Source organism: Cellulomonas soli, assembly GCF_052036975.1.
Taxonomy (GTDB): Bacteria; Actinomycetota; Actinomycetes; order Actinomycetales; family Cellulomonadaceae; genus Cellulomonas; species Cellulomonas soli_A.
This window is the reverse complement of the sequence record NZ_JBQIAR010000006.1, coordinates 1-19,261: the sequence shown is the minus strand read 5'-3', so window position 1 is coordinate 19,261 and position 19,261 is coordinate 1. Positions and strand designations below refer to the sequence as shown.

Sequence of the window (19,261 nt, the reverse complement as noted above, 5' to 3'; positions counted from 1 at the left end):
GCGCCTGCACGGGCTCCCTGCGGCTACCGGCGCGCGGGCATCGGCCCGGTGCGGCCGAGCATCCCGTCGACCAGACCGCGGGCGAGCAGCGGCACCCGCACCCGTCGGGGCCCCGCGACGAGCGAGTAGTAGGCCAGGTACTTCCCCAGGTACAGCACGTACCCCAGGCGCCACCCGAGCGGCAGACCGCGCCACCTCATGAGCCGGACCGTGTTGCGCACCATGTAGTAGTTGCGTGACGTGGACTGGACATGCACGGAGCGACGGCGCCCCGGCAGGTGCGCAGGCTCGTCGCCCAGTGAGTGCGACATGGTCGCGCCGACCACCGCGTACACGGCCCACCCCGCGCGGCGCGCGCGCACGCACCACTCCAGGTCGACGTGGTCGATGAACATGTCGTCCGCCATGGGCCCGACGGACGCCAGTGCGCTGGCCTCGATCATGCAGCCGGAGGCGATGAGGAACCCGGCTTGCACGCGGGCGCCGTCCGTGTCAGGCAGCTCCACCCGACGGGGGCCCCACCGACGAGACGCGTACACGAACGGTGGCTCACCGTCGCGGCCGTCCGTGGCGACGGCGCCGACCGCAGCGACAGGGAGCCCGTCCGGGCCGGGCCCCTCGTCCAGGGCTGCGGCGAGGCGGCCGACCATGTCGGCGGCCGGCACCGAGTCCTGGTCCATCAGAAGCAGGCGCGTCACTCCGCCCGCGGCGACGGCGCGTTGGCACCCGATGTTCTGGGCGGTCGCGATGCCGCGGTTCGCGCCCAGCTCGACGAGCATGCCACCGGCGGCCTCGATCGAGGCCCGGCACCGCCCGAGCTCGGCGTTGGAGGACCCGTTGTCGACGACGACGAGGTGACCGACCTGGGGGGCGAGCGCGCCGATCAGTGCGTCGAGCGCGGCCGGGTCCGGGTGGTAGGTCACCACGATCGCGGCGACCTCCGGGTGGCTACTGCGAGGCTCAGGCACGCAACCCCTCGACGTACTCGTTGACCGCCTGCCACGTGGGGAGGAGACCCTGGTCGGCGGCGTCCCGCAGACCAGGCGCTGCCGCGTCCTTGTCCGACAGCAGCGGGGTCAGCGGTGCACCGTCGCGGCCGGTGGTCGGCCACGCGATCGCGAGGTCCGGGTCGAGGGGGTGGATGCCGTGCTCGCGACCCGGCGCGTACCCGGTGGAGCACAGGTAGAGGACCGTGGATGCGTCCTCCAGGGACATGAACGCGTGCCCCAGCCCTTCGGCCAGGTAGATCACCCGGCGGTCCACGTCGTCGAGCAGCACGGTGTCCCAGGTGCCGAAGGTCGGAGACCCGACCCGGATGTCGACGACCACGTCGAGCACGGCACCGCGTGCGCAGGTGACGTACTTGGCCTGACCGGGCGGGACGTCAGCGAAGTGCACGCCGCGGAGCACGCCCGCGGCGGAGACCGAGCAGTTGGCCTGCGCGAGCTCGAACGGGTGACCGGTCGCCTCGGTGAAGGTGTCGGCCTTGAACCACTCGAGGAAGACGCCGCGGTCGTCCCCGAACTGTCGTGGCGTCAGCTCCAGCGCTCCGGGGACGGCGAGCTCGCGAACCTGCATCGGTGGACTCCTGGGTGAGGCGACGGTGACGAGGGACCGGCACAGGCTAATGCTTGTCCGGGCGCGGGGTGGTGCGTCGGGGCGTCCTCGCTATGCTGGCCGCCGGTTGTCGAGCGGGAGGTCTGCACGTGAGGTGGTTGGTGGTCGGGGCAGCGGGAATGCTCGGGCAGGACGCGATGACGCTGCTGGAGCGCGAGGGCGAGCAGGCCGTCGGGATCGACCGCGAGGCGATCGACATCACCGACCCGCGGTCCGTCGCCGCCGCCGTCGGTGACGTCGACGTCGTGCTGAACTGCGCGGCCTTCACCGCGGTCGATCCCGCCGAGGAGCAGGAGTCGCTCGCGTTCGCCGTCAACGCCGTCGGCGCCGCGAACCTTGCTCGTGCCGCCCGTGAGCGCGAGGCACGGATCGTCCAGATCTCGACCGACTACGTGTTCGACGGCGTGGGCACGGTCCCGTACCCCGCCGACGGTCCCGTGGCGCCTGCGTCGGCCTACGGCCGGACCAAGGCAGCAGGGGAGTGGGCTGTCAGGGCGGAGAACCCCGACCACCTCGTCGTGCGGACCGCGTGGCTGTACGGGGCGCACGGGCCCTGCTTCCCCCGGACGATCGTGCGGGTCGCCGGGGAGCGCGGCGGCCTGGACGTGGTGGCCGACCAGGTCGGTCAGCCGACGTGGACCGTGGACCTCGCAGGGCTGGTGCTTCGCCTCGTGCGCGCTGCCGCCCCGTCGGGCATCTACCACGGCACGTCGGGCGGGCAGACGTCCTGGCACGGCTTCGCCCAGGCAGCAGTCAGGTCCGCCGGCATGGACCCCGAGATCGTCCGGGAGACGACCAGCGGCGAGTTCAAGCGGGCGGCCGTGCGGCCCGCGTACTCGGTGCTCGCCCACGACCAGCTGGACGCCGTCGGAGTGGCACCGATCGGCCCCTGGGCCGAGCGGTGGGAGGCGGCTGCGCAGACCGTGCTCGCGGGCTGAACCCAGCACCTGAGCCGTCACGTGCGGTGATGGCGTCAGGTCGTCATGCGTGCGCTGCGGGGCGTGTGGCGATCCGGTGCCCGCTACGGCCCTGGCGCCTGCCTCCCCTGTGGGAGGATCGGGCCGTCCGTCGGCCGTGTGGTCGACGCTGCGCGAAGGGGTCTTGAGCACACATGTCGGAGGGCGCAGCCTCGTTGAGTGGCGTCACGGCCGACCTGCTGGTCAGTACCCGCGACGTCCCGGCCCGGCTCCCGGCCGTCGACCCTGTCTCCGCCGAGACCCCGCGCGCGGACGCGCGCCGGCGCGCGCGGGGCGTTCTGCTGGGTCTCCTGACCGCGACCGCTATCGCCGCGCTCCGCACGGCCGGGATCCTCGAGGGGTGGTGGGGGCTCGGTCTGTGCTCGCTGCTCGTGCTTGCGGTGCCGAGCTCACGGCTGCTGTCCCGCCGGATCCTGCTCAACGCGACCATCACCCTCGGATGGCTCCCTCTGCTGTGGTGGGTCCGGCTTCCGGTCGATCCGCTCGGGCGGGTGACCTTGCTGATGGCGATCACCACCGGTGTGCTCGTGGGATGGGTCGGCGGCGGGCCCTCGATCCGTGCGCGGTCACGCAGGCTGGTCCCGCAGGTGGCGCTCGCCGACCTCGGCCCGCTGCTCGCCGGGCTCGGGACGGCAGCGATCGTCACGCCGTGGTGGCGTCTGCGTGAGGGCGCCTCGGCGCTCGGGGCCCTCGCGCTCGGGTGGGATCACTCCGCTCACTACGCGATGACGCACATGATCCGCGTGCACGGGGTTCTGACGTCGACGCTCGGTCCGGCGCCGGACGGCCAGCACTGGTCCTACGCGAGCTACCCCCAGGGCACCCACGCGGTTCTCGCCGCGCTCGTCGAGACTCAGCGCGGTAGCGCCGTGGGCCCGGTGAGGGAGGAGCTCGTCGCCTACGCGCACGGTCTGGGGTTCCTGGCCGTCGTGGTGTGCATCCTTGCCGCGGCGGCCGTGTGCTCGATCCCCGGTGCCCGTCGCCGCCCCCTCGTGCTCCCGCTCTCTCTCGTCCCCGTCACCGTCCTGGCCCTCGGCCCCGGGGCGCGGCTGCTCCTCGACGGTTTCCCGAACTTGATGGTCGCCATCGGCTTCCTCGCCGTGCTGCCCGCGCTCGTCGTGCTGCTCGAGCGTGTGCACCTGCCCGTGGTCCTGCTCTCTCTCGGCGCTGCGGTCGTGGGCGTCGCGCACTCGTGGGCTCTGCTGCTCCCCGTGGCCGGGGCCTTCGCCGTGCCCGCCCTGCTCCCGTGGGCCAGGCGACGCTGGCACGGGTCCCGCGCCCGCCTCTGGTCGACGGGCGTCATCGCCGCGGTCACCGCAGGCGCGACCGCCCGTGCGCTGATGCTGCTGGCGGGTACCGACCTCGGCCGCCAGCTGACCCTCGGCGGGGGAGTCAACGCACCATCGCTGCGGCAGGTCGTCGCGATCTGCGGCGCGGCGGTCCTGGCGCCCGTGGTCCTGTGGGTGCTCAAGGCCCGCGGCCGGCTCACGTCCGGGGCCGGCAGTGTGACCCGTGGCGTCGCGCTCCTTGCCGTGGCCCTCGTGGGGGCCGGCGGTGCACTGGCCCTTGCCTGGTGGCAGACCCGTTCGACGGGTGCGCTCAGCTACTACTTCTGGAAGTACGCGATCGCGGCGAGCGTCACGGCGTCCTCCGTCGTGGCGGTGTGCGTCGTCCTGGCCGTCGTCGCTCGCCCGAACCGGACGCGTGCCCCGCGTCTCGCGTGGCCGGCCGCCTCGGTCGCGGCGCTGGTCGTGACGCAGGCGTTCGGCTTCGCCGCTCCCGCGCACATCCCCGCCCCGTTCACGCCGCTGTCGCCCGCCATGCCTGCCCGTGGCGCACTGAGCGTCGGGTCGGTCGACCCGTCAGCGGCCGCGCAGCGGCTCGTCGAGGCCGCGCGAGTACCCGCGCCCCCGCTCGTGGCCGGTCACGCCGTCCTGCTGTCCGACCCGGACGCACCAGGTCTCTTCGCTGCCCAGGCCGGGCAGTGGTACCTCGCGCTCACGGGCGCCTGGACCGACGGGGCCAACCCGTCGCTCGGGCTGCTCGGCCTCACCACGCAGGAACCGGCCTCGATGGCCGTCACGATCCTGGGCGCCGACCCGGACGCTGTCGTCGTGGTGGACCCCGCGCACGTCGAGCAGGTCCGTGCCGCGGCGGGCCCGATGGCCAACCGGGTCTACACCTGGTGATCTCGGGTGGCGTGGACCGCCGTCAGACGAGGTAGCGCCGCATCATCGTCACGACGTTGGCGGTCTCGCACAGCTCGAGCGTGACCATGACGAGCACGACGGACGTGATGCTGATCCGGTCGGCGGCGATCAGCCCTCCGAGCGCGCCGGCGGCGAGCAGCACCCGTGCCACCAGCACGAGGGACTCCCGGCGCATGGCTCGGGAGGACCGGCCGACGCACGCCGTCATCCCGAGGATGTTGATCGTGTAGAGCGTGGCCCAGCAGGCGAAGAGCACGCCCTCGGCCAGCAGGTAGTGGTAGTTCGGGCCGAGGACCTTCAGCACGGTCCAGCCGGAGCACATGTAGAGGACGGGCAGCCCGACTGCGAGCAGCGGGAGCAGCCTGAAGATCTGGTGGCGCACCTGCGCGCCGGACGCGGCACGAACGGTGGCAGGTAGGACCACGCTCTGCAGCACGAAGACCGCCTGGGCGGCCAGAAGGACGGATCCGGAGAAGTACGCGGAGTACTGCGCATACTGCAGATCGGTGCCGCCGATCCGCATGGCGAACTTGTCGATGTACACGATCGCCACGGCGAACACTGTCGTCGGTGCGGCGTAGCGGGCGAACGAGACGAGCTGGCGCCGCGTGTGCGCGGTCGTCCTCCACGGGCCAGTCCGGTGGCGGACGAGCGCGAGATAGGCGCCGACCGCAAGGAACGCAGCTACGACCACCAGGCCGGCGAACACGCTCCACGAAGGGCCACCCACCAGGAGCGCGGCGGCGAGCGCGCCCGTGACGATGATGCTCGCCTCCACGGACTTGACCGCAGCGACCGCGCCGACCCGCCCGACGGCAGCAGTCATGCGTTCCCCGATCGCCCGCCAACCCGTCGCGATACCGAACGCGGCGGCCATGACCACGAGGGCGCGTGACGACTTCGTCAGTCCCGCGAGCGGATCAGCTGCGATCGCGGCGACGAGGCAGGCGACAAGCGCCAGGACCGACGCCAGCGCGAGGATGCTGCCGACGGCCTCGCCGTGCTGCTCGGCAGGATGCCGTGCCAGGAGCCGAGGCGCGGCCAGCTCCAGACCCGCGACGGTGAGGATGAACCACACCTGCGACAGAGCCAGGAAGAACGCGAAGTCCGCAAACCCGCTCGGACTCGTCGACCGTGCCACGACGATGTTCAGCACGAACATCCCGACGCCCGAGGCCGCCCCCCCGATCAGCGAGAGCAAGGAGAGCCGATGCAGGGGGGCAGACCGCGTGACCTGACTCATGCGGACGGTGCCAGGGCCTTGTCGAAGACATCCAGGGTCCGCGCGGCCGTGGACGGCCACGAGAAGCGGGCCGCCTGCTCGCGGCCGAGCTCTGCGGCACGAGCCATGCGGTCCGGGTCGGTCGCGACGACCGTCATCCCCTCAGCGATCGACTCCAGCGAGTGCGGGTCGACGTAGATGGCGGCGTCCCCGCCGACCTCCCGGTAGACCGGGATGTCGCTGAGCAGGACGGGGAGTCCGATCAGCATGGCGTCGAGCGCCGGGAGGCAGAACCCGTCGTGGAACGAGGGGATCGCCAGGGCGGCGGAACTGGCCAGGAGCTGGTCCATCTCCTCCGACGTGACCCAACCCCTCAGGTCGACCCAGTCCTGCATGCCCACCTCGTCGACGATCGGCACGAGCGGGTCGTCGCCCTTGCTGCCCGTGATGACCAGGCGGGGCCGCACGTCCTCCGGCACCAGGGGCAACGCACGGATCAGGGAGCCCCAGTTCTTGTGGCCGAGGCGGTTCCCGGTCGCCAGGATCACGTTCTGCGGTGTGCCGGTGCGCAGACGGGCCGCGGACTCCCTGACGGAGCCCGCCAGGGGGATGACATCGAGACGCTCGCGCGGGAAGCCGAGGTGCTTGTCGATGTCACGGGCCGACGACTCGCTGATGGTGATCATCCTGGTCGCGCCCGACGCGACCATCGACTCCATCCACTGCGCAGGCTTGACGAAGAGCTGCGACGGCATGTGCTCGGGGTTCGTCCAGTAGAGCAGGTCGTGCATCGACACCACGGACGGGACGGGCGGGCGACGCGGCCCCAGCAGCGACGGGCAGTGGATGAGGTCCGCGTGGAGGCGTCGAGCCCAGCGGGAGACCCCGAACAGCTCCTCCCACGACCAGCGCAGACGGTTCAGCCCGGCGATGTTGCCGCTGATGCCGGAGTCGACCACGGTGCCCGGGAACCACGACGTGTCGCTCGCCGCGAACTCGGTGCTGGCGAGCGCGGTGAACGAGAACCGGTCGGTCTCGCGCAAGGCCGAGTAGAGCTCGCGGGCGTAGGTCTCGATCCCGCCCTTGGTGCCCGTCCAGAACAGCATGTCGACCAGCACATGCGGTCGTCGTTCCCCGGTCACGCTCCGACCAGCTCGTCCAGGACGGACGCCAGGAGGGCGAGCTCGGCGTCGAGGTCGCCCTCACGGTTGCCGACGAAGAGGCCGTTGGTGTCGATCAGGTCGGCGTTGCTGAGGGAGGCGTGGACCTCGTGGTCGAGCCACCGCATGACCGGGTTCTTGGCGAAGTTGCCGGCGACGATCGGTCGGCACTCGATACCCGCCGCCTGGAGCGCCCGGACCACCTCGGCTCGACCGAAGGGTGCCCCTGGCCGCACGACCATGCTGAAGCCGAACCAGCTCGACTCGCCGATCTCGCGCTGGGTGATGAAGTCCGGGTACCGGGACATGAGCTCGAGGTACCGGGCTGCGTTGCGGCGGCGCTCGTCGATGAACCGGGGGAGCTTGGCCACCTGCTCGATGCCGACGGCCGCGCTCATCTCGAGCGGGCGCACGCTGTAGCCCGGGAGCACGAACTTGAACGACTCCTCGAAGGGGTCGTCGCTCTTCTCACCCGTGACGTGGTTGAACTTCGGCAGGTTCCGGGTCCACCCGTGCGCGCGCAGCGAGAGGAGGATGTGGTACAGCTCCTCGTCGGCGGTGCAGATGACGCCGCCCTCCATCGTGGAGATGTGGTGCGAGAAGAAGCCGCTGAAGCTCCCCATCAGCCCGTGCGTACCGCACTGCCGGCCCTGGAACCGCGCGCCCAGCGACTCGCAGTTGTCCTCGATGAACTCGATGCCGCGCGGCTCGCAGATGGCGCGGATGCGCTCGAAGTCGTTGGAGTTCCCGAGCAGGTTCACCACCATCACGAGGCGCGTCCGGTCGGTGACGGCCGCCTCGAGTGCGTCGAGGTCGTAGTTGAGCGTCTCGGCGTCGATGTCGACGAACTTCAGGCGCAGGCCGTACTGGCTCAGCGGGTAGTACGTCGTCGGCCACGACACGGCGGGGACGATGACCTCGTCACCCGGCTGGAGCGGCCGTTCCTTGCGGTACCGCAGGGCCGCCGCCATCAGCAGGTTCGCGGTGCTGCCGGAGTTGACCGCCACGCAGTAGGGCGTTCCGAGGTACTGCGCGAAGACCCGCTCGTACTCGGCGGTCTCGGCCGCCATGGTGAACTGGCCGCTGGCGATGACGCGCTGGAGCGCGTCGTACTCGGCGTCGTCCCATGACGACTGCGACAGGGAATAGCGGATCTCGCGAGGCGACGCGGTCATGCAGGGGTCTCCGTTACAGGGGCTTGTCGTGCTGCTCGACGTACCACTTCCACGTCGAACAGAGGCCTTCCTCGAGCGTGTGCCGAGGCTGCCATCCGAGCTGGTGCATGCGTGTCGTGTCGAGCTCACGGCGCAGGACACCCTCGGGCTTCGTGGTGTCGAAGGCTATCGCACCGTCGAATCCCACGACCGACGCCGCGAGCTCGGCGAGCTCGCGGATCGAGGTGTCCCCGACAGGACCCGCGTTGACGATCGACGGCGGCTCCGCCTGGTCCAGGAGGACCATGCAGGCGTCCGCGAGGTCGTCCGCGAGCAGGAGCTGGCGGCGTTGGTTGCCCGAGCCCCAGACGACCACCTCGTCGATGCCGTTCGCCACCGCGTGGCCGAAGCGGCGCAGCGTGGCCGCCACGACGTGGGCCGTCTGGGGGTCGAACCGGTCACCCGGGCCGTACAGGTTGCAGGGCATGACCGAGTGATAGGTCACGCCGTGCTGCGTGCTGTACGCGTCGCACAGGCGCACGCCGGCGAGCTTGGCCAGGCCGTAGGACCTGGTCGACGGGTCCAGCGGACCCTCCTCGAGGGAACTCTCCGAGATCGGCTGGGGCGCGGCGGCCGGGTACGCGTTGGCGCTCCCGATGAACAGCAGGCGCTCGACACCCGCACTCAGGCTGGCCGCGAGGACGTTCGACTGGATGAGCAGGTTGTCGTCGAGGAACGAGACCGGCTCCGCGAGGTTCGCACCGAGGCCGCCGACGCGCCCTGCCGCCAGCACGACCACGTCGGGTCGGGCGGCGGCCAGGGCGGCGCCGGTTCGCTCACGGTCGCGGAAGTCGACGTGCTCGTCCGGATGGACGCACTCGTCACCGGACCGCAGGACCGCCCGGGTCAGCGCCGACCCGAGCAGCCCGCGGTGGCCGGCGACGTAGACGCGCTTCGTCAATCGTTGGCCCCGGATCGTGCCGCCACGACGTGCCCCGCGTCGCGGAGGGTGCGCTCCTGGCGCGCGAGCTCCAGGTCGTTGTCCACCATGAGCCGCACGAGCTCGTCGAGGTCGACCTTCGGCTCCCAGCCGAGCACGGTGCGCGTCTTGGTCGCGTCGCCCTGGAGCGCCTCGACCTCCGCGGGTCGGAAGTACCGGGGGTCGATCTCGACGTACTTCGTCCAGTCGAGGCCGAGCCGACCGAAGACCTTCTCGACGAACTCGCGCACGGAGTACATCTGCCCGGTGGCCACGACGAAGTCGTCGGGGGTGTCGTGCTGGAGGATGCGCCACATGGCCTCGACGTAGTCCCGTGCGTGACCCCAGTCGCGCTTGGCGTCGAGGTTGCCCAGGTAGAGCTTGTCCTGGAGCCCCAGCGAGATCCGCGTCGCTGCCCGCGTGATCTTGCGCGTCACGAACGTCTCGCCGCGGCGCTCGGACTCGTGGTTGAAGAGGATGCCGTTCGAGGCGAACAGTCCGTACGACTCGCGGTAGTTGATCGTCTGCCAGTACGAGAACAGCTTCGCCACCGCGTACGGGCTCCGCGGGTGCATGGGGGAGGTCTCCGACTGCGGGGGCGGGGTGGAGCCGAACTGCTCGGAGGTGCCGGCCTGGTAGAAGCGCACCTCGCGCCCGGTCCGCTGCGAGTAGTCGCGGATCGCCTCGAGCAGCCGCAGCGTCCCGAGCGCGTCCACGTCAGCCGTGTACTCCGACTGGAAGAACGACACACCGACGTGCGACTGCGCCGCGAGGTTGTAGACCTCGGAAGGCTCGACCTTCTCGATGATGTGGCGCAGGCCCGTACCGTCGCTCAGGTCGCCGTAGTGGAGGAAGAGGTGCGCCTCAGGGTCGTGCGGGTCCTTGTAGACGTGCTCGATGCGATCGGTGCTGAACGTGCTGGAGCGCCGGACGATCCCGTGGACCTCGTAGCCCTTCTCCAGCAGGAGCTCCGCCAGGTACGAACCGTCCTGACCGGTGATTCCGGTCACCAGCGCCTTCTTCATTTCGGCATCCATTCTTCGTCGCGGTTCGGCCGGTCAGGCGATACGGCCACAGATTCTGGCACACGGTGGGGTGTGCGGTGAGCGGCACCGGCGCTCGCGCGGCGCCGGTGCCGCTCACACGAAAGGTGTCCGGACGAGGCCGCGCCGGGGTCAGACGGCACGCCGCACGAGCCGCCAGTAGAGCTGGAGGACCTTCTCGATGGCACCGCCGCCGGGCGGCAGCGGCATCTGCGTCGTGTCGAACGTGTCGGTCCATCGGGGCACGAGCGCGGCGTCTGCCACCAGGCGTGCGGACTGCACCGTCCGGCGTCGAGACCGCAACCACCCCGGGTGGCTCAGGACCCACACCCTGGCCTTCCACCACTGCCGCCCCCAGCCCTGGGCGACGGAGACGGCGAGCAGGGCGATGTCGAAGGCGACGAGGGGGAGCGCCAGCAGAGCCAGCGTCCTGCCGGAGTAGCACGTGAGGACGAAGAGGAGCCTGTTGCGATCGACCAGGTACATCTTCAACGGGCTTCGGCTGAACTCGTAGTGGTGGTCGGAGACCGCCGTCGGGACGAACCGCACCCTCAGCCCACGCTGCCAGGCGCGCCAGCTGAGCTCGAGGTCCTCCAGGTAGGCGAAGTACTCCTCCGGGAAACCACCCAGGGCGTCCCAGACCGTGCGCCGGATCGCCATCGTCGCGCCGGTCACCGAGGCGATGTCGACCGCCTGCTGGTGATCGGCGACGGGGTCGCCCAGGTGGCCGGCCCACGACAGGCCCAGCACGTGCACCGGGTTGCCGACGGTGTTGACCTGGTCCGGGCTCGCCGCGAGCCGGACGAGACCGCTCACCAGACCCACCTCCGGGTCGTCGAGGGCGCGGACGAGCTCGGCCAGGGCGCGCGGCTGGACGATCGCGTCCGAGTTCACGAGCGCGACGACAGGAGCCGTCGTCTCGCTGACTCCGAGGTTGACGCCACCGGTGAACCCGAGGTTCGTCGGCGGCGTGAGGAGCCGCACCCGGCCGTCGGTGCCGCGCAGCGCGCGCTCCACGGAGTCGCCGGCCGCACCGTTGTCCACCAGGACGAGCTCGACGTCGACCTCGACGGAGGCCAGGACCGCTGCGACGGCGTCCGCGAGGTACGGCTCGTCGCCGAACGCCAGCATGACGACCGAGACCGCGGCGACCTCAGGGCACATCGTCGTGCGCGTGCGGCTGAGGCGGGCTGGCGGGCGTGGTGCTGTCGGCCTCGAGCCGACCGAGCCGCTCGTCCAGCATCGCCACGTGCTCCGCGATCGTCCGCGTCTCCTCCTCCAGCGTCGAGGTCTCCGTGCTGAGCTGGACGGAGACCAGGAGGAGCACGATGAGGCTCGCCGCGAAGAGCAGGTTGGACGGCGTCTCGACCCCGACGAGGTCCGCGAGCCGCACGGCCAGCCCGGGGAACGCCGCCAGGACGATGATGGCGAGCGAGACGACCAGCCAGGTGCCGGCGTACTTCTCCCGCAGCCGGCGGCGACGCAGCAGCTGCAGGATGAAGACGAGCGTGACCAGGGCCCCGGCCAGGGCGAACAGGTAGCCGCTCATGCCGCGGTGACCAGGTCGTGCGTGGTGGTCGGGCGCGGCGTCGGCCGGGAGAGCGCGACGGCCAGGGCGAGCCCCGCCCGGGCGAGGAAGATCCCGGCCCTCCACGGGCTGTGCGACGGTTCGCCGGCTGCGCGCGGTCGCATCACGACGGGCAGCTGGTGCACCGTGAGACCGGCGCGGTGAGCGATGACGAGCGCCTCGATGGTGTCCCCGAGGTACTCGGCCGGGTACTCACGGGCGAACAGTGCCACCGCGCGGGGCCCAGAGAGCTTGAACCCGGAGGTCGTGTCGGTGAGCGTGGTCCCGACGAGGCGGGACAGCACGGTGGACAGCAGCCGCATGGCCCACCTGCGAGGCCCGCGGGCCGAGTAGTCGCCGGCTCCCGCGAACCGCGCGCCGATGACCACGTCGGCTCCGGTCTCGGCGGCCACCTCGACGAGGCGGGGGATGTCCAGCGGATCGTGCTGGCCGTCGGCGTCGCACTGCACCACGGCGTCGTACCCGTTCGCCAGGGCGAACTTGAAACCGGCCCGCATGGCGCCGCCGACGCCGAGGTTGATCGGCAGGTCGAGCACCCGGACGCCCGCCGCGCGTGCGCTCGCCACGGTCCGGTCGGTGGAGCCGTCGGAGACCACGAGGACGTCGACGTCCGGCGCGGCCGCGCGGAGCTCCTCGAGGACCAGCGGGAGCGATGCCTCCTCGTTCCACGCGGGTAGCACGGCGAGAACTCGGGGTGGCGCTGTCACGGGCCCGACTCTAGCCGAAGCCGTCTGCGATCCAGACGGTTCGCCCCGTGGGCAGCGGGCGCTGTGAGAGACTCGGTACCCGCTCGCCGGCCGCATGCCGGGTCGTCGACGAAGGGAACGCGCGTTGCGCGAGATGGCCGAGGACACCGCGTTGCCCGAGCCCGATCAGGGACAGGCGCAGCAGGAGGTCGGACCAGCGGCCCCGCCGCTCCGGCGTCGGTGGTGGAGCCGTTCGCGCGTGCTGTGGATCGCGGTGGCCGCCGTGGTCGTGATGGCCGGCACGGCGCTGGTGCTCGTCCAGCCCGCAGGCGCGGTCCGCGCCGACGTGACCGAGCACTTCGACCTCGCGACCCCGGAGCCGGCCATCCTCCCCGGTGAGCCGCAGGAGTTCACGGTCCGCGCGCGCGACGACCGGCTCAGCGAGATCCGGGCCGTCCTCGCGACCTACCAGGGCACGATCAGCTGCGACCTGCGCGCGACCCTCCGCGACGGCTCGCAGACGGTCGCGACGGGCACCGTGCCGTGCGGTGGCATCCCGGACAACGAGCCGACGACGATCCTGGCGTTCGACCCGATCGAGGACTCGGCCGGTCAGTCCTACGACCTCACGCTGGAGGTCACCCCCGGCAGTGTCGTGGGCCCCTCGGTGTGGGAGTCCACCCGGGGTACCGACTCGTTCATGACCTACTACGACCCAGGTCGACGCATCGGGGACCGGGTCGCGCTGGTCCTCGACCGCATGGGCGACTACGCGGCGCCCTGGGGCGCCCCCGGCGCGCTCGCGCTCCTGTGCCTCGTCGCGGTGGGTGCCCTGGGTCTGCTCGTGGCACGACCGCGGTGGGGGCTCGTCGCGCTCGTCGTGATGGTCCTGGTCCGCGGGGTCGTGTGGGCCGCACTCATCCCGCCGTTGCAGGGCATGGACGAGGGTGCGCACTTCGCCAACGTGCAGTACATCGCGGAGGAGGGGCGCCTGCCGGTCTGGAACACCACCGAGCACCGGTACGGCGCCTACTCGGAGTCGATGGGTGTCGCGACGGAGGCCATGCACGTCTCGTCGCACCGGCCCACCGACCGGCCCGACTACGGCGAGGCCGCCGTCGACGCGCTGCTGGCCGCCGACGGTGCGGCGGGCACCGACTCCGACGGGACGGGTCCTGCCGCGTCCTACCCGCCCACCTACTACGGTCCCGCCGCCGTCTTCTACCTGGCTGCGGGCGACGACACCGTGTCGCAGGTGCAGGCCGTGCGGCTGTGGTCCGCGCTCCTGGGGGCGCTGGCGATCGCGTTCGCGTGGCTCTTCGCCGGGGAGCTCTTCCCGTTGCAGCGGTGGACGCGGGCGGGCGTCGTCGTGGCCGTGGCGCTGCAGCCCATGCTGGCGCACCAGTTCGCGATCGTGAACAACGACGGATGGGTCATCACCTGCGGATTCGCCGCCCTGTGGCTCGGCGCGCGCCTGGTGCGCTCGGCACGGGCCCCGTGGGTGATGCTGGCGGCGGGCGCCGCCGTGGGACTCGGTGCTCTCGGCAAGCCGTTCGGGGCCATCGCCCTGTTCCCCGTCGCGATCGGATGGGTGTTCGGAAAGGTCCAGCACCGGGTGACGGACTGGCGTCGTCTGGTGGGGGAGCCGCTGCTCGCCGCTCTCGGCGTGGCGGGCACATACGGTCTGTGGACCGTGCTCTCCCGCGCGCTGGGGATCGGTTCGGGGATCGGGTTCCCGACGTCCGCCGATCCTGTGCCCCGTGACCCGGTCACGTACCTGGCCACCCAGTGGGACCCTGGGTTCGTCGAGTTCCGCGGCCTGTGGGTGACCCAGTTCTGGGGCAACTTCGGCTGGGTCAACACGCCTCTGCCGCAGCTCGCCTACGAGATCCTGTGGTGGTCGTACCTGGCGCTCGGGGTCGCTGTCGTCGCCTGGTTCGTCGCCGTCGTCCGTCGGTGGCGCAGTCGCGACCAGGAGCAGCGTCGCCTGGACCGACTGGTGACCTTGTGCGTCGGCACGGGCGTGCTGTCGTTGCTCGGGATGTACGCCATCGAGTACCTGTTCTTCCGGTCGACCGGACGCACCGACCTGCTGCAGGGCCGATACCTCCTGATGGTGGTGCCGGTGCTGCTGGCGCTGCCGGTCCTGCTGGTCCAGCGGTTCGTGCCGCGGGCCCGGGCCGCCGCGATCACCGCATGGAGCCTCGCCGGCCTCGTGCTGGCGCTCCACCTCGTGTCCATCGCCGTCATCGCGCGTCACTACTACCTGTGAACGGGACCAACCACCAGTGAAGAGGCAGACCGCGGACCAGGGCGCGACCGTCGCGGTCGTGACCTCGTACCTGCCCGGACCGGGGCTCGCGGCCGTCGTGGCCTCGGCCGCGGACCAGGTCGACGTCGTGGTCGTCGTCGACAACACCCCGGTTGGAGCCGCCGGAGCGGCGGACGTCCTGCCGCCGTCGGACCAGGTGGAGATCGTGGCCATGGGCTACAACTCCGGGCTCGCCGCGGCTCTGAACGCCGGGATCGCACGACACCCAGACCATGCGCTGGTCCTGCTCCTGGACCAGGACTCGACGATCCCGACGGACATGGTGAGCCGCCTTCGCGCCCGGCTCGACGAGGACCCCTCGATCGGGATCGTCGCCCCCGCGCCGTGGGATGCCGAGGCGGGCAGGTACCTGGATCCGCGCGCCGCGCGCCGTCCGCAGCTGGCCGACCTCGGGGCCGTGATCACGTCCGGCATGCTGCTGCGGCGCACGCTCATCGACGAGGTCGGGCCGTTCCGCGAGGACTTCTTCGTCGACTGCGTGGACCAGGAGTTCTGCCTGAGGACCCGCGCGGCAGGGTGGCGAGTGGTGCAGGACCGGACCGTGCTGCTGCCCCACGAGCTGGGCGAGACCCGGTGGCACGGCCGGGGGCCGTTCCGGCTGCGGGCCACGCACCACGCGACGTGGCGCCTGTACTGGATCGGGCGCAACTCCGCGGTGATGCTGCGCGAGCACGGCGCCAGGGCTCGGGGATGGTCCATCCAGTGGGCCGCGATCGTCGGGTACTGGGCGCTGACGATCCTGCTGTTCGAGCCGCCGCGGTTCCGACGGCTCGGCGCCCTGCTCGGCGGGCTGCGCGACGGGGCCGCCGGTCGTCCACTCCCGGCCCGCTACCAGGTGGCAGGCCGCACTCCCGAGGCGTGACGCCGGACCCCCGCCGTCCCCATACCTGCTCGACGACGCGCACGACACGCATGGAGGAACGCATGGGGAACCCCCTCTGCTCCGAGGAGGGCCTTCGGGCTGGTCGGATGAACGCCCGGTGAGCTCCGTCAGCGAAGCCCAGGACGTGCGCGTGCTGGTTCCGGTGCGAGCGGCGCGTCCGTCGGCCCGGCGGGTCACGGGGGCGGTGTTCCTCGGGGTGCTGACGGCCGGAGCCGTGGTCGCAGGACGCCTCTCGGGTCTGCTCCTGGGGGCCCCGGGTCTACTCCTGGTCGCGCTCTCACTGCTCGCCGTGCCGAGCGCTCGCGACCTGTCACGTCGGGTCCTGCTCAACGGGACCATCGCGCTCGGGATGCTCTCACTGGCGTGGTGGCTGCCCGTCCCCAGGGACGCGGGCCGGGTCACGCTGGTCAGTGCCGCAGTGCTGGGCGTGCTCGTCACCTGGATGTGGTGGGTGCCGGGCCGCGTGGGTACTCGTGCGCGCCGCCTCGTTCCTCGCACGCGCCTGTCCGACGCACCCATGGGGCTCACCGCGCTCCTCGCGGCATACGTGGTGGCGCCGTGGTGGAAGGTCGCCAACGCAGGCGAGGCGATGCGGATGTTCGTGCTCGGCTGGGACCACTCCGCGCACTACGCGATGGCGCAGATGCTCCGCCAGCACGGTGTCGTCGCGGCGTTGCTGGACCCGCCGCCCGACGGGACGACCTGGGCGTACTCCGGCTACCCGCCGGGTGCGGCAGCGGTTCTCGCGACCGTGACCGAGGCGCAGCTGGGTCCGCGACCGCTCTCGGCCGATGTCGAGCTGGTGGTGTACGCGCATGCCCTCGCCGTGCTCACGGTGTTGACCTGCGTGCTCGTGACCTCCGCGGTGTGCGCGCTGCCGGGTCTGCGCAACCGGGCCGGGCTGTGGCCGATCGCGCTCCTGCCGGCGTGCGTTCTTCTGCTCGGCCCGGGAGCCAGGATCCTGCTCGACGGCTTCCCCAACCTGCTTCTGTGCTGTGGCTTCCTGGCGGTCCTGCCCGCCCTGGCCGTCCAGCTCGAGCGAGTGCATCAGCCGTTCCACGTCGCCGCGATCGGCGCCGCGGTCGTCGGGGTCGCGCAGTCGTGGGCGTTGCTGCTGCTTGTCGCGGCCGCCTTCGTCGTCCCGTGCGTCGTGCCGCTCGACCGCCGCCGGTGGCGGGGGACGAGGGGCGCCGTCGCGGTCACCTGGGCGGTCGGGATCGTCACGACGCTCGGCGTCGGGACGGCCCTGGGCCTGCTGGCCGGTACGCAGCTGTCCGACCAGCTCGTGCTCGGCGGAGCGATCCGCCCGCCTGCGCTGCGCGAGCTCGGCTGGTTGGCGGCGGCCGCCCTGCTGCTACCGCTGGTGCTGGCGGCCGCGCGGCCCTGGGCCGGACCGCTGGCTCGGCGCGGGCGTGTGCTCCGCTGCATCGCTCTGGTCGTCGTGCCGGTCGTGGGGCTGGCCAGCGCCGGTCTGCTCGCGTGGTGGCAACTGCGCGACGCCGGGTGGGTGAGCTACTACTTCTGGAAGTACTCGACGGGTGTCGTCGCAGCCGGGACGGGCGTCGTCGCCGTCGTGCTCGGCACGACTCTCGCGCTACGGCCCGCGCCCACCCGGAGGAGCAGGCGCCTGGCGCTTCCGCTCGCGGTGCTCGCCGCGGTGGCGGTGACCCAGGCGTTCGGCAGTCTTGTCCCCTGGCGGGCGGTGCCCACCGGCGGGTGGGCCGTCCGCGATGCGCTCCAGCAGGCCGTCGACCTGCCGAACCCCGCCACGGACAGGGTGGTCCAGGCAGCCATGGCTCCGGGCGTGGGCCGACGGGCCGCAGTCGCGGACGGCCGCCCCGTGGTGTTCATCTCCGACCCGCTGGCGCCGGGTATGGGAGGCTCGCACGCCGCGCAGTGGTACCTCGCGCTGACCGCCAGCTGGACGGATGGCAGCAACCCCGCGATCGGTCAGCTGGGACCGGACGTCGGGGATCCGGTCGGCGACGCACTCACCGTCCTGCGCCGAGCCCGCTCGGCCGTGGTCGTCGTCGACCCCGTGAATGTGGCGCGCGTACGAGAGGCGGCCGGGGACCAGGCAGGCCGGGTCGCGACATGGTGATCCCGGGCTGCCTGGTCTCGGTACTCAGGACTCTTCGGCCAGGAGCCCCAGCAGGTATGTGCCGTAGCCGGACTTGACCAAGGGCTCGGCTCGCTCGCGCAGTTCGTCGTCCGACAGGAAGCCGCGCCGCCACGCCACCTCCTCGGGTGCGCCGATCTTGGTGCCCTGACGCTCCTCGATCGTGCGGACGAAGTTGGACGCGCCGAGCAGCGAGTCGAAGGTGCCGGTGTCGAGCCACGCGGTGCCGCGGGGCAACCGCTCGACGCTGAGGCGCCCCTGCTCCAGGTAGGTGCGGTTGACGTCGGTGATCTCGTACTCGCCACGTGCCGATGGCTTGAGATCGCGGGCGATCTCGACCACGTCGTTGTCGTAGAAGTAGAGACCCGGCACGGCGAAGTTCGACCGCGGCTTGACCGGCTTCTCCTGCAGCGAGAGTGCACGCCCGTCGGCGTCGAACTCGACGACCCCGTACTCCGACGGGTTGCTGACCCGGTAGGCGAACACTGTGGCGCCGTCCTGCTCGGAGAAGCGCTCCAGCTGGGATCCGAGCCCGTGCCCGTAGAAGATGTTGTCGCCCAGCACGAGCGCTGCGTCGTCGTCGCCGATGAACGACCGGCCGAGCACGAAGGCCTGAGCCAGACCGTTCGGCACGTCCTGCACGGCGTACGAGATCGAGATCCCGAACTGCGACCCGTCACGCAGCAGTCTCTGGAACTGCGCCGCGTCGTTCGGAGTGGTGATGACGAGGACGTCCTTGATCCCCGCGAGCATCAGCGTCGTCAGCGGGTAGTACACCATCGGCTTGTCGTAGACCGGCACGAGCTGCTTGCTGACGCCGAGGGTGATCGGATGAAGGCGAGTGCCGGACCCGCCTGCCAGGATGATTCCGCGCATGGGGAGAGCCTAGGGGGTCCGCGGGGTCAGACCGTGACGGTGCGGCAGGCGAGGGTGGGGTTGTTGCCGCTGGGGGTGTTGATCGCGTAGATGCACACGTTGTGGGTGCCGGTGCTTGCAGCGATCGTGGTGCTGAAGCCGTGGTTGGGGCCCTTGCCGAAGATGGCGTCGATGTCGGGGCGGGGGGCGGCGGCGCTGAGGATGGTGGGGGTGCCGTCGACGTAGATGTGCAGGGTGACCGGGTCGGTGCTGTCGGGGTCGAGGACCCATCCGGACAGGTTGATGCCGGTGGGGGTGCCGGTGAGGGTGTCGACGAACCCGGTGGGGTCCTGGTTGCGGACCGTGACGGTGCGGCAGGCGAGGGTGGGGTTGTTGCCGCTGGGGGTGTTGATCGCGTAGATGCACACGTTGTGGG

At 71.5% G+C, this 19,261-nt stretch carries 16 protein-coding genes and 1 pseudogene; 5 read left to right on the top strand and 12 right to left on the bottom strand.

The features are described from left to right. Positions 1 to 23: 23 nt before the first annotated feature. The gene (locus ACTHAM_RS08085; protein WP_440686182.1) at positions 24 to 968 is read right to left on the bottom strand and encodes a glycosyltransferase family 2 protein; all 945 of its coding nucleotides are present in this window, start codon (positions 966 to 968) and stop codon (positions 24 to 26) included. After that, positions 961 to 1,578, bottom strand: a complete 618-nt coding sequence (locus ACTHAM_RS08080) for a dTDP-4-dehydrorhamnose 3,5-epimerase family protein (protein WP_440686180.1) — start codon at positions 1,576 to 1,578, stop codon at positions 961 to 963. The genes ACTHAM_RS08085 and ACTHAM_RS08080 overlap by 8 nt, the downstream gene beginning before the upstream one ends. A 128-nt stretch (positions 1,579 to 1,706) precedes the next feature. On the opposite strand from ACTHAM_RS08080, the gene rfbD reads away from it, so the two are divergent. Both rfbD and ACTHAM_RS08070 read left to right on the top strand, forming a co-directional pair. Next, entirely contained in the window at positions 1,707 to 2,555 is an 849-nt protein-coding gene (gene rfbD / locus ACTHAM_RS08075) for a dTDP-4-dehydrorhamnose reductase (RefSeq protein ID WP_440686178.1), read from the top strand. A gap of 173 nt (positions 2,556 to 2,728) precedes the next feature. Next, the gene (locus tag ACTHAM_RS08070; protein ID WP_440686176.1) at positions 2,729 to 4,783 is read left to right on the top strand and encodes a hypothetical protein; all 2,055 of its coding nucleotides are present in this window, start codon (positions 2,729 to 2,731) and stop codon (positions 4,781 to 4,783) included. A gap of 22 nt (positions 4,784 to 4,805) precedes the next feature. Here the strand turns inward: ACTHAM_RS08070 and ACTHAM_RS08065 are convergent, their stop codons facing one another. The 8 genes from ACTHAM_RS08065 to ACTHAM_RS08030 all read right to left on the bottom strand — a co-directional run bounded on the left by ACTHAM_RS08065 (position 4,806) and on the right by ACTHAM_RS08030 (position 12,657). Next, positions 4,806 to 6,005 (bottom strand): oligosaccharide flippase family protein, encoded by a 1,200-nt coding sequence (locus ACTHAM_RS08065; RefSeq protein WP_440686174.1) that lies wholly within the window; start codon positions 6,003 to 6,005, stop codon positions 4,806 to 4,808. Positions 6,006 to 6,043: 38 nt separating this feature from the next. Continuing rightward, entirely contained in the window at positions 6,044 to 7,168 is a 1,125-nt protein-coding gene (locus tag ACTHAM_RS08060; RefSeq protein WP_440686172.1) for a glycosyltransferase family 4 protein, read from the bottom strand. Beyond that, a complete protein-coding gene (locus ACTHAM_RS08055) occupies positions 7,165 to 8,361 on the bottom strand; it encodes a DegT/DnrJ/EryC1/StrS family aminotransferase (RefSeq protein WP_440686170.1) in 1,197 nt (398 codons plus the stop codon). The genes ACTHAM_RS08060 and ACTHAM_RS08055 overlap by 4 nt, the downstream gene beginning before the upstream one ends. Positions 8,362 to 8,374: 13 nt before the next feature. Next, entirely contained in the window at positions 8,375 to 9,301 is a 927-nt protein-coding gene (locus ACTHAM_RS08050; RefSeq protein ID WP_440686168.1) for an NAD-dependent epimerase/dehydratase family protein, read from the bottom strand. After that, positions 9,298 to 10,344 carry a GDP-mannose 4,6-dehydratase gene (gene gmd / locus ACTHAM_RS08045; RefSeq protein WP_440686166.1) on the bottom strand — a complete coding sequence of 349 codons (1,047 nt, stop codon included), beginning with the start codon at positions 10,342 to 10,344 and terminating at the stop codon, positions 9,298 to 9,300. Before gmd ends, ACTHAM_RS08050 begins: the two co-directional genes overlap by 4 nt. A 150-nt stretch (positions 10,345 to 10,494) precedes the next feature. Beyond that, entirely contained in the window at positions 10,495 to 11,526 is a 1,032-nt protein-coding gene (locus ACTHAM_RS08040) for a glycosyltransferase (protein ID WP_440686164.1), read from the bottom strand. Further along, positions 11,516 to 11,911 carry a DUF2304 domain-containing protein gene (locus tag ACTHAM_RS08035; RefSeq protein WP_440686162.1) on the bottom strand — a complete coding sequence of 132 codons (396 nt, stop codon included), beginning with the start codon at positions 11,909 to 11,911 and terminating at the stop codon, positions 11,516 to 11,518. The genes ACTHAM_RS08040 and ACTHAM_RS08035 overlap by 11 nt, the downstream gene beginning before the upstream one ends. After that, positions 11,908 to 12,657 (bottom strand): glycosyltransferase family 2 protein, encoded by a 750-nt coding sequence (locus ACTHAM_RS08030; RefSeq protein ID WP_440686160.1) that lies wholly within the window; start codon positions 12,655 to 12,657, stop codon positions 11,908 to 11,910. The genes ACTHAM_RS08035 and ACTHAM_RS08030 overlap by 4 nt, the downstream gene beginning before the upstream one ends. Positions 12,658 to 12,790: 133 nt before the next feature. Here ACTHAM_RS08030 and ACTHAM_RS08025 point away from each other — a divergent pair, with 133 nt between their 5' ends. The 3 genes from ACTHAM_RS08025 (at position 12,791) to ACTHAM_RS08015 (ending at position 17,952) form a co-directional block, all read left to right on the top strand. Continuing rightward, on the top strand, positions 12,791 to 14,908 hold the full coding sequence (locus tag ACTHAM_RS08025; protein ID WP_440686497.1) for a DUF2142 domain-containing protein: 2,118 nt from the start codon (positions 12,791 to 12,793) through the stop codon (positions 14,906 to 14,908). Between the two features lie 16 nt (positions 14,909 to 14,924). Continuing rightward, on the top strand, positions 14,925 to 15,830 hold the full coding sequence (locus tag ACTHAM_RS08020) for a glycosyltransferase (protein WP_440686158.1): 906 nt from the start codon (positions 14,925 to 14,927) through the stop codon (positions 15,828 to 15,830). A 118-nt stretch (positions 15,831 to 15,948) separates the two neighbouring features. Then, on the top strand, positions 15,949 to 17,952 hold the full coding sequence (locus tag ACTHAM_RS08015; protein ID WP_440686156.1) for a hypothetical protein: 2,004 nt from the start codon (positions 15,949 to 15,951) through the stop codon (positions 17,950 to 17,952). 24 nt (positions 17,953 to 17,976) lie between these two features. Here ACTHAM_RS08015 and rfbA read toward each other — a convergent pair whose 3' ends face one another. Continuing rightward, complete coding sequence (rfbA, locus tag ACTHAM_RS08010; protein WP_440686154.1) at positions 17,977 to 18,846, bottom strand: glucose-1-phosphate thymidylyltransferase RfbA; 870 nt, start codon at positions 18,844 to 18,846, stop codon at positions 17,977 to 17,979. 26 nt (positions 18,847 to 18,872) lie between these two features. Next, positions 18,873 to 19,261, bottom strand: a pseudogene (locus ACTHAM_RS08005) (hypothetical protein); the annotation flags it as partial.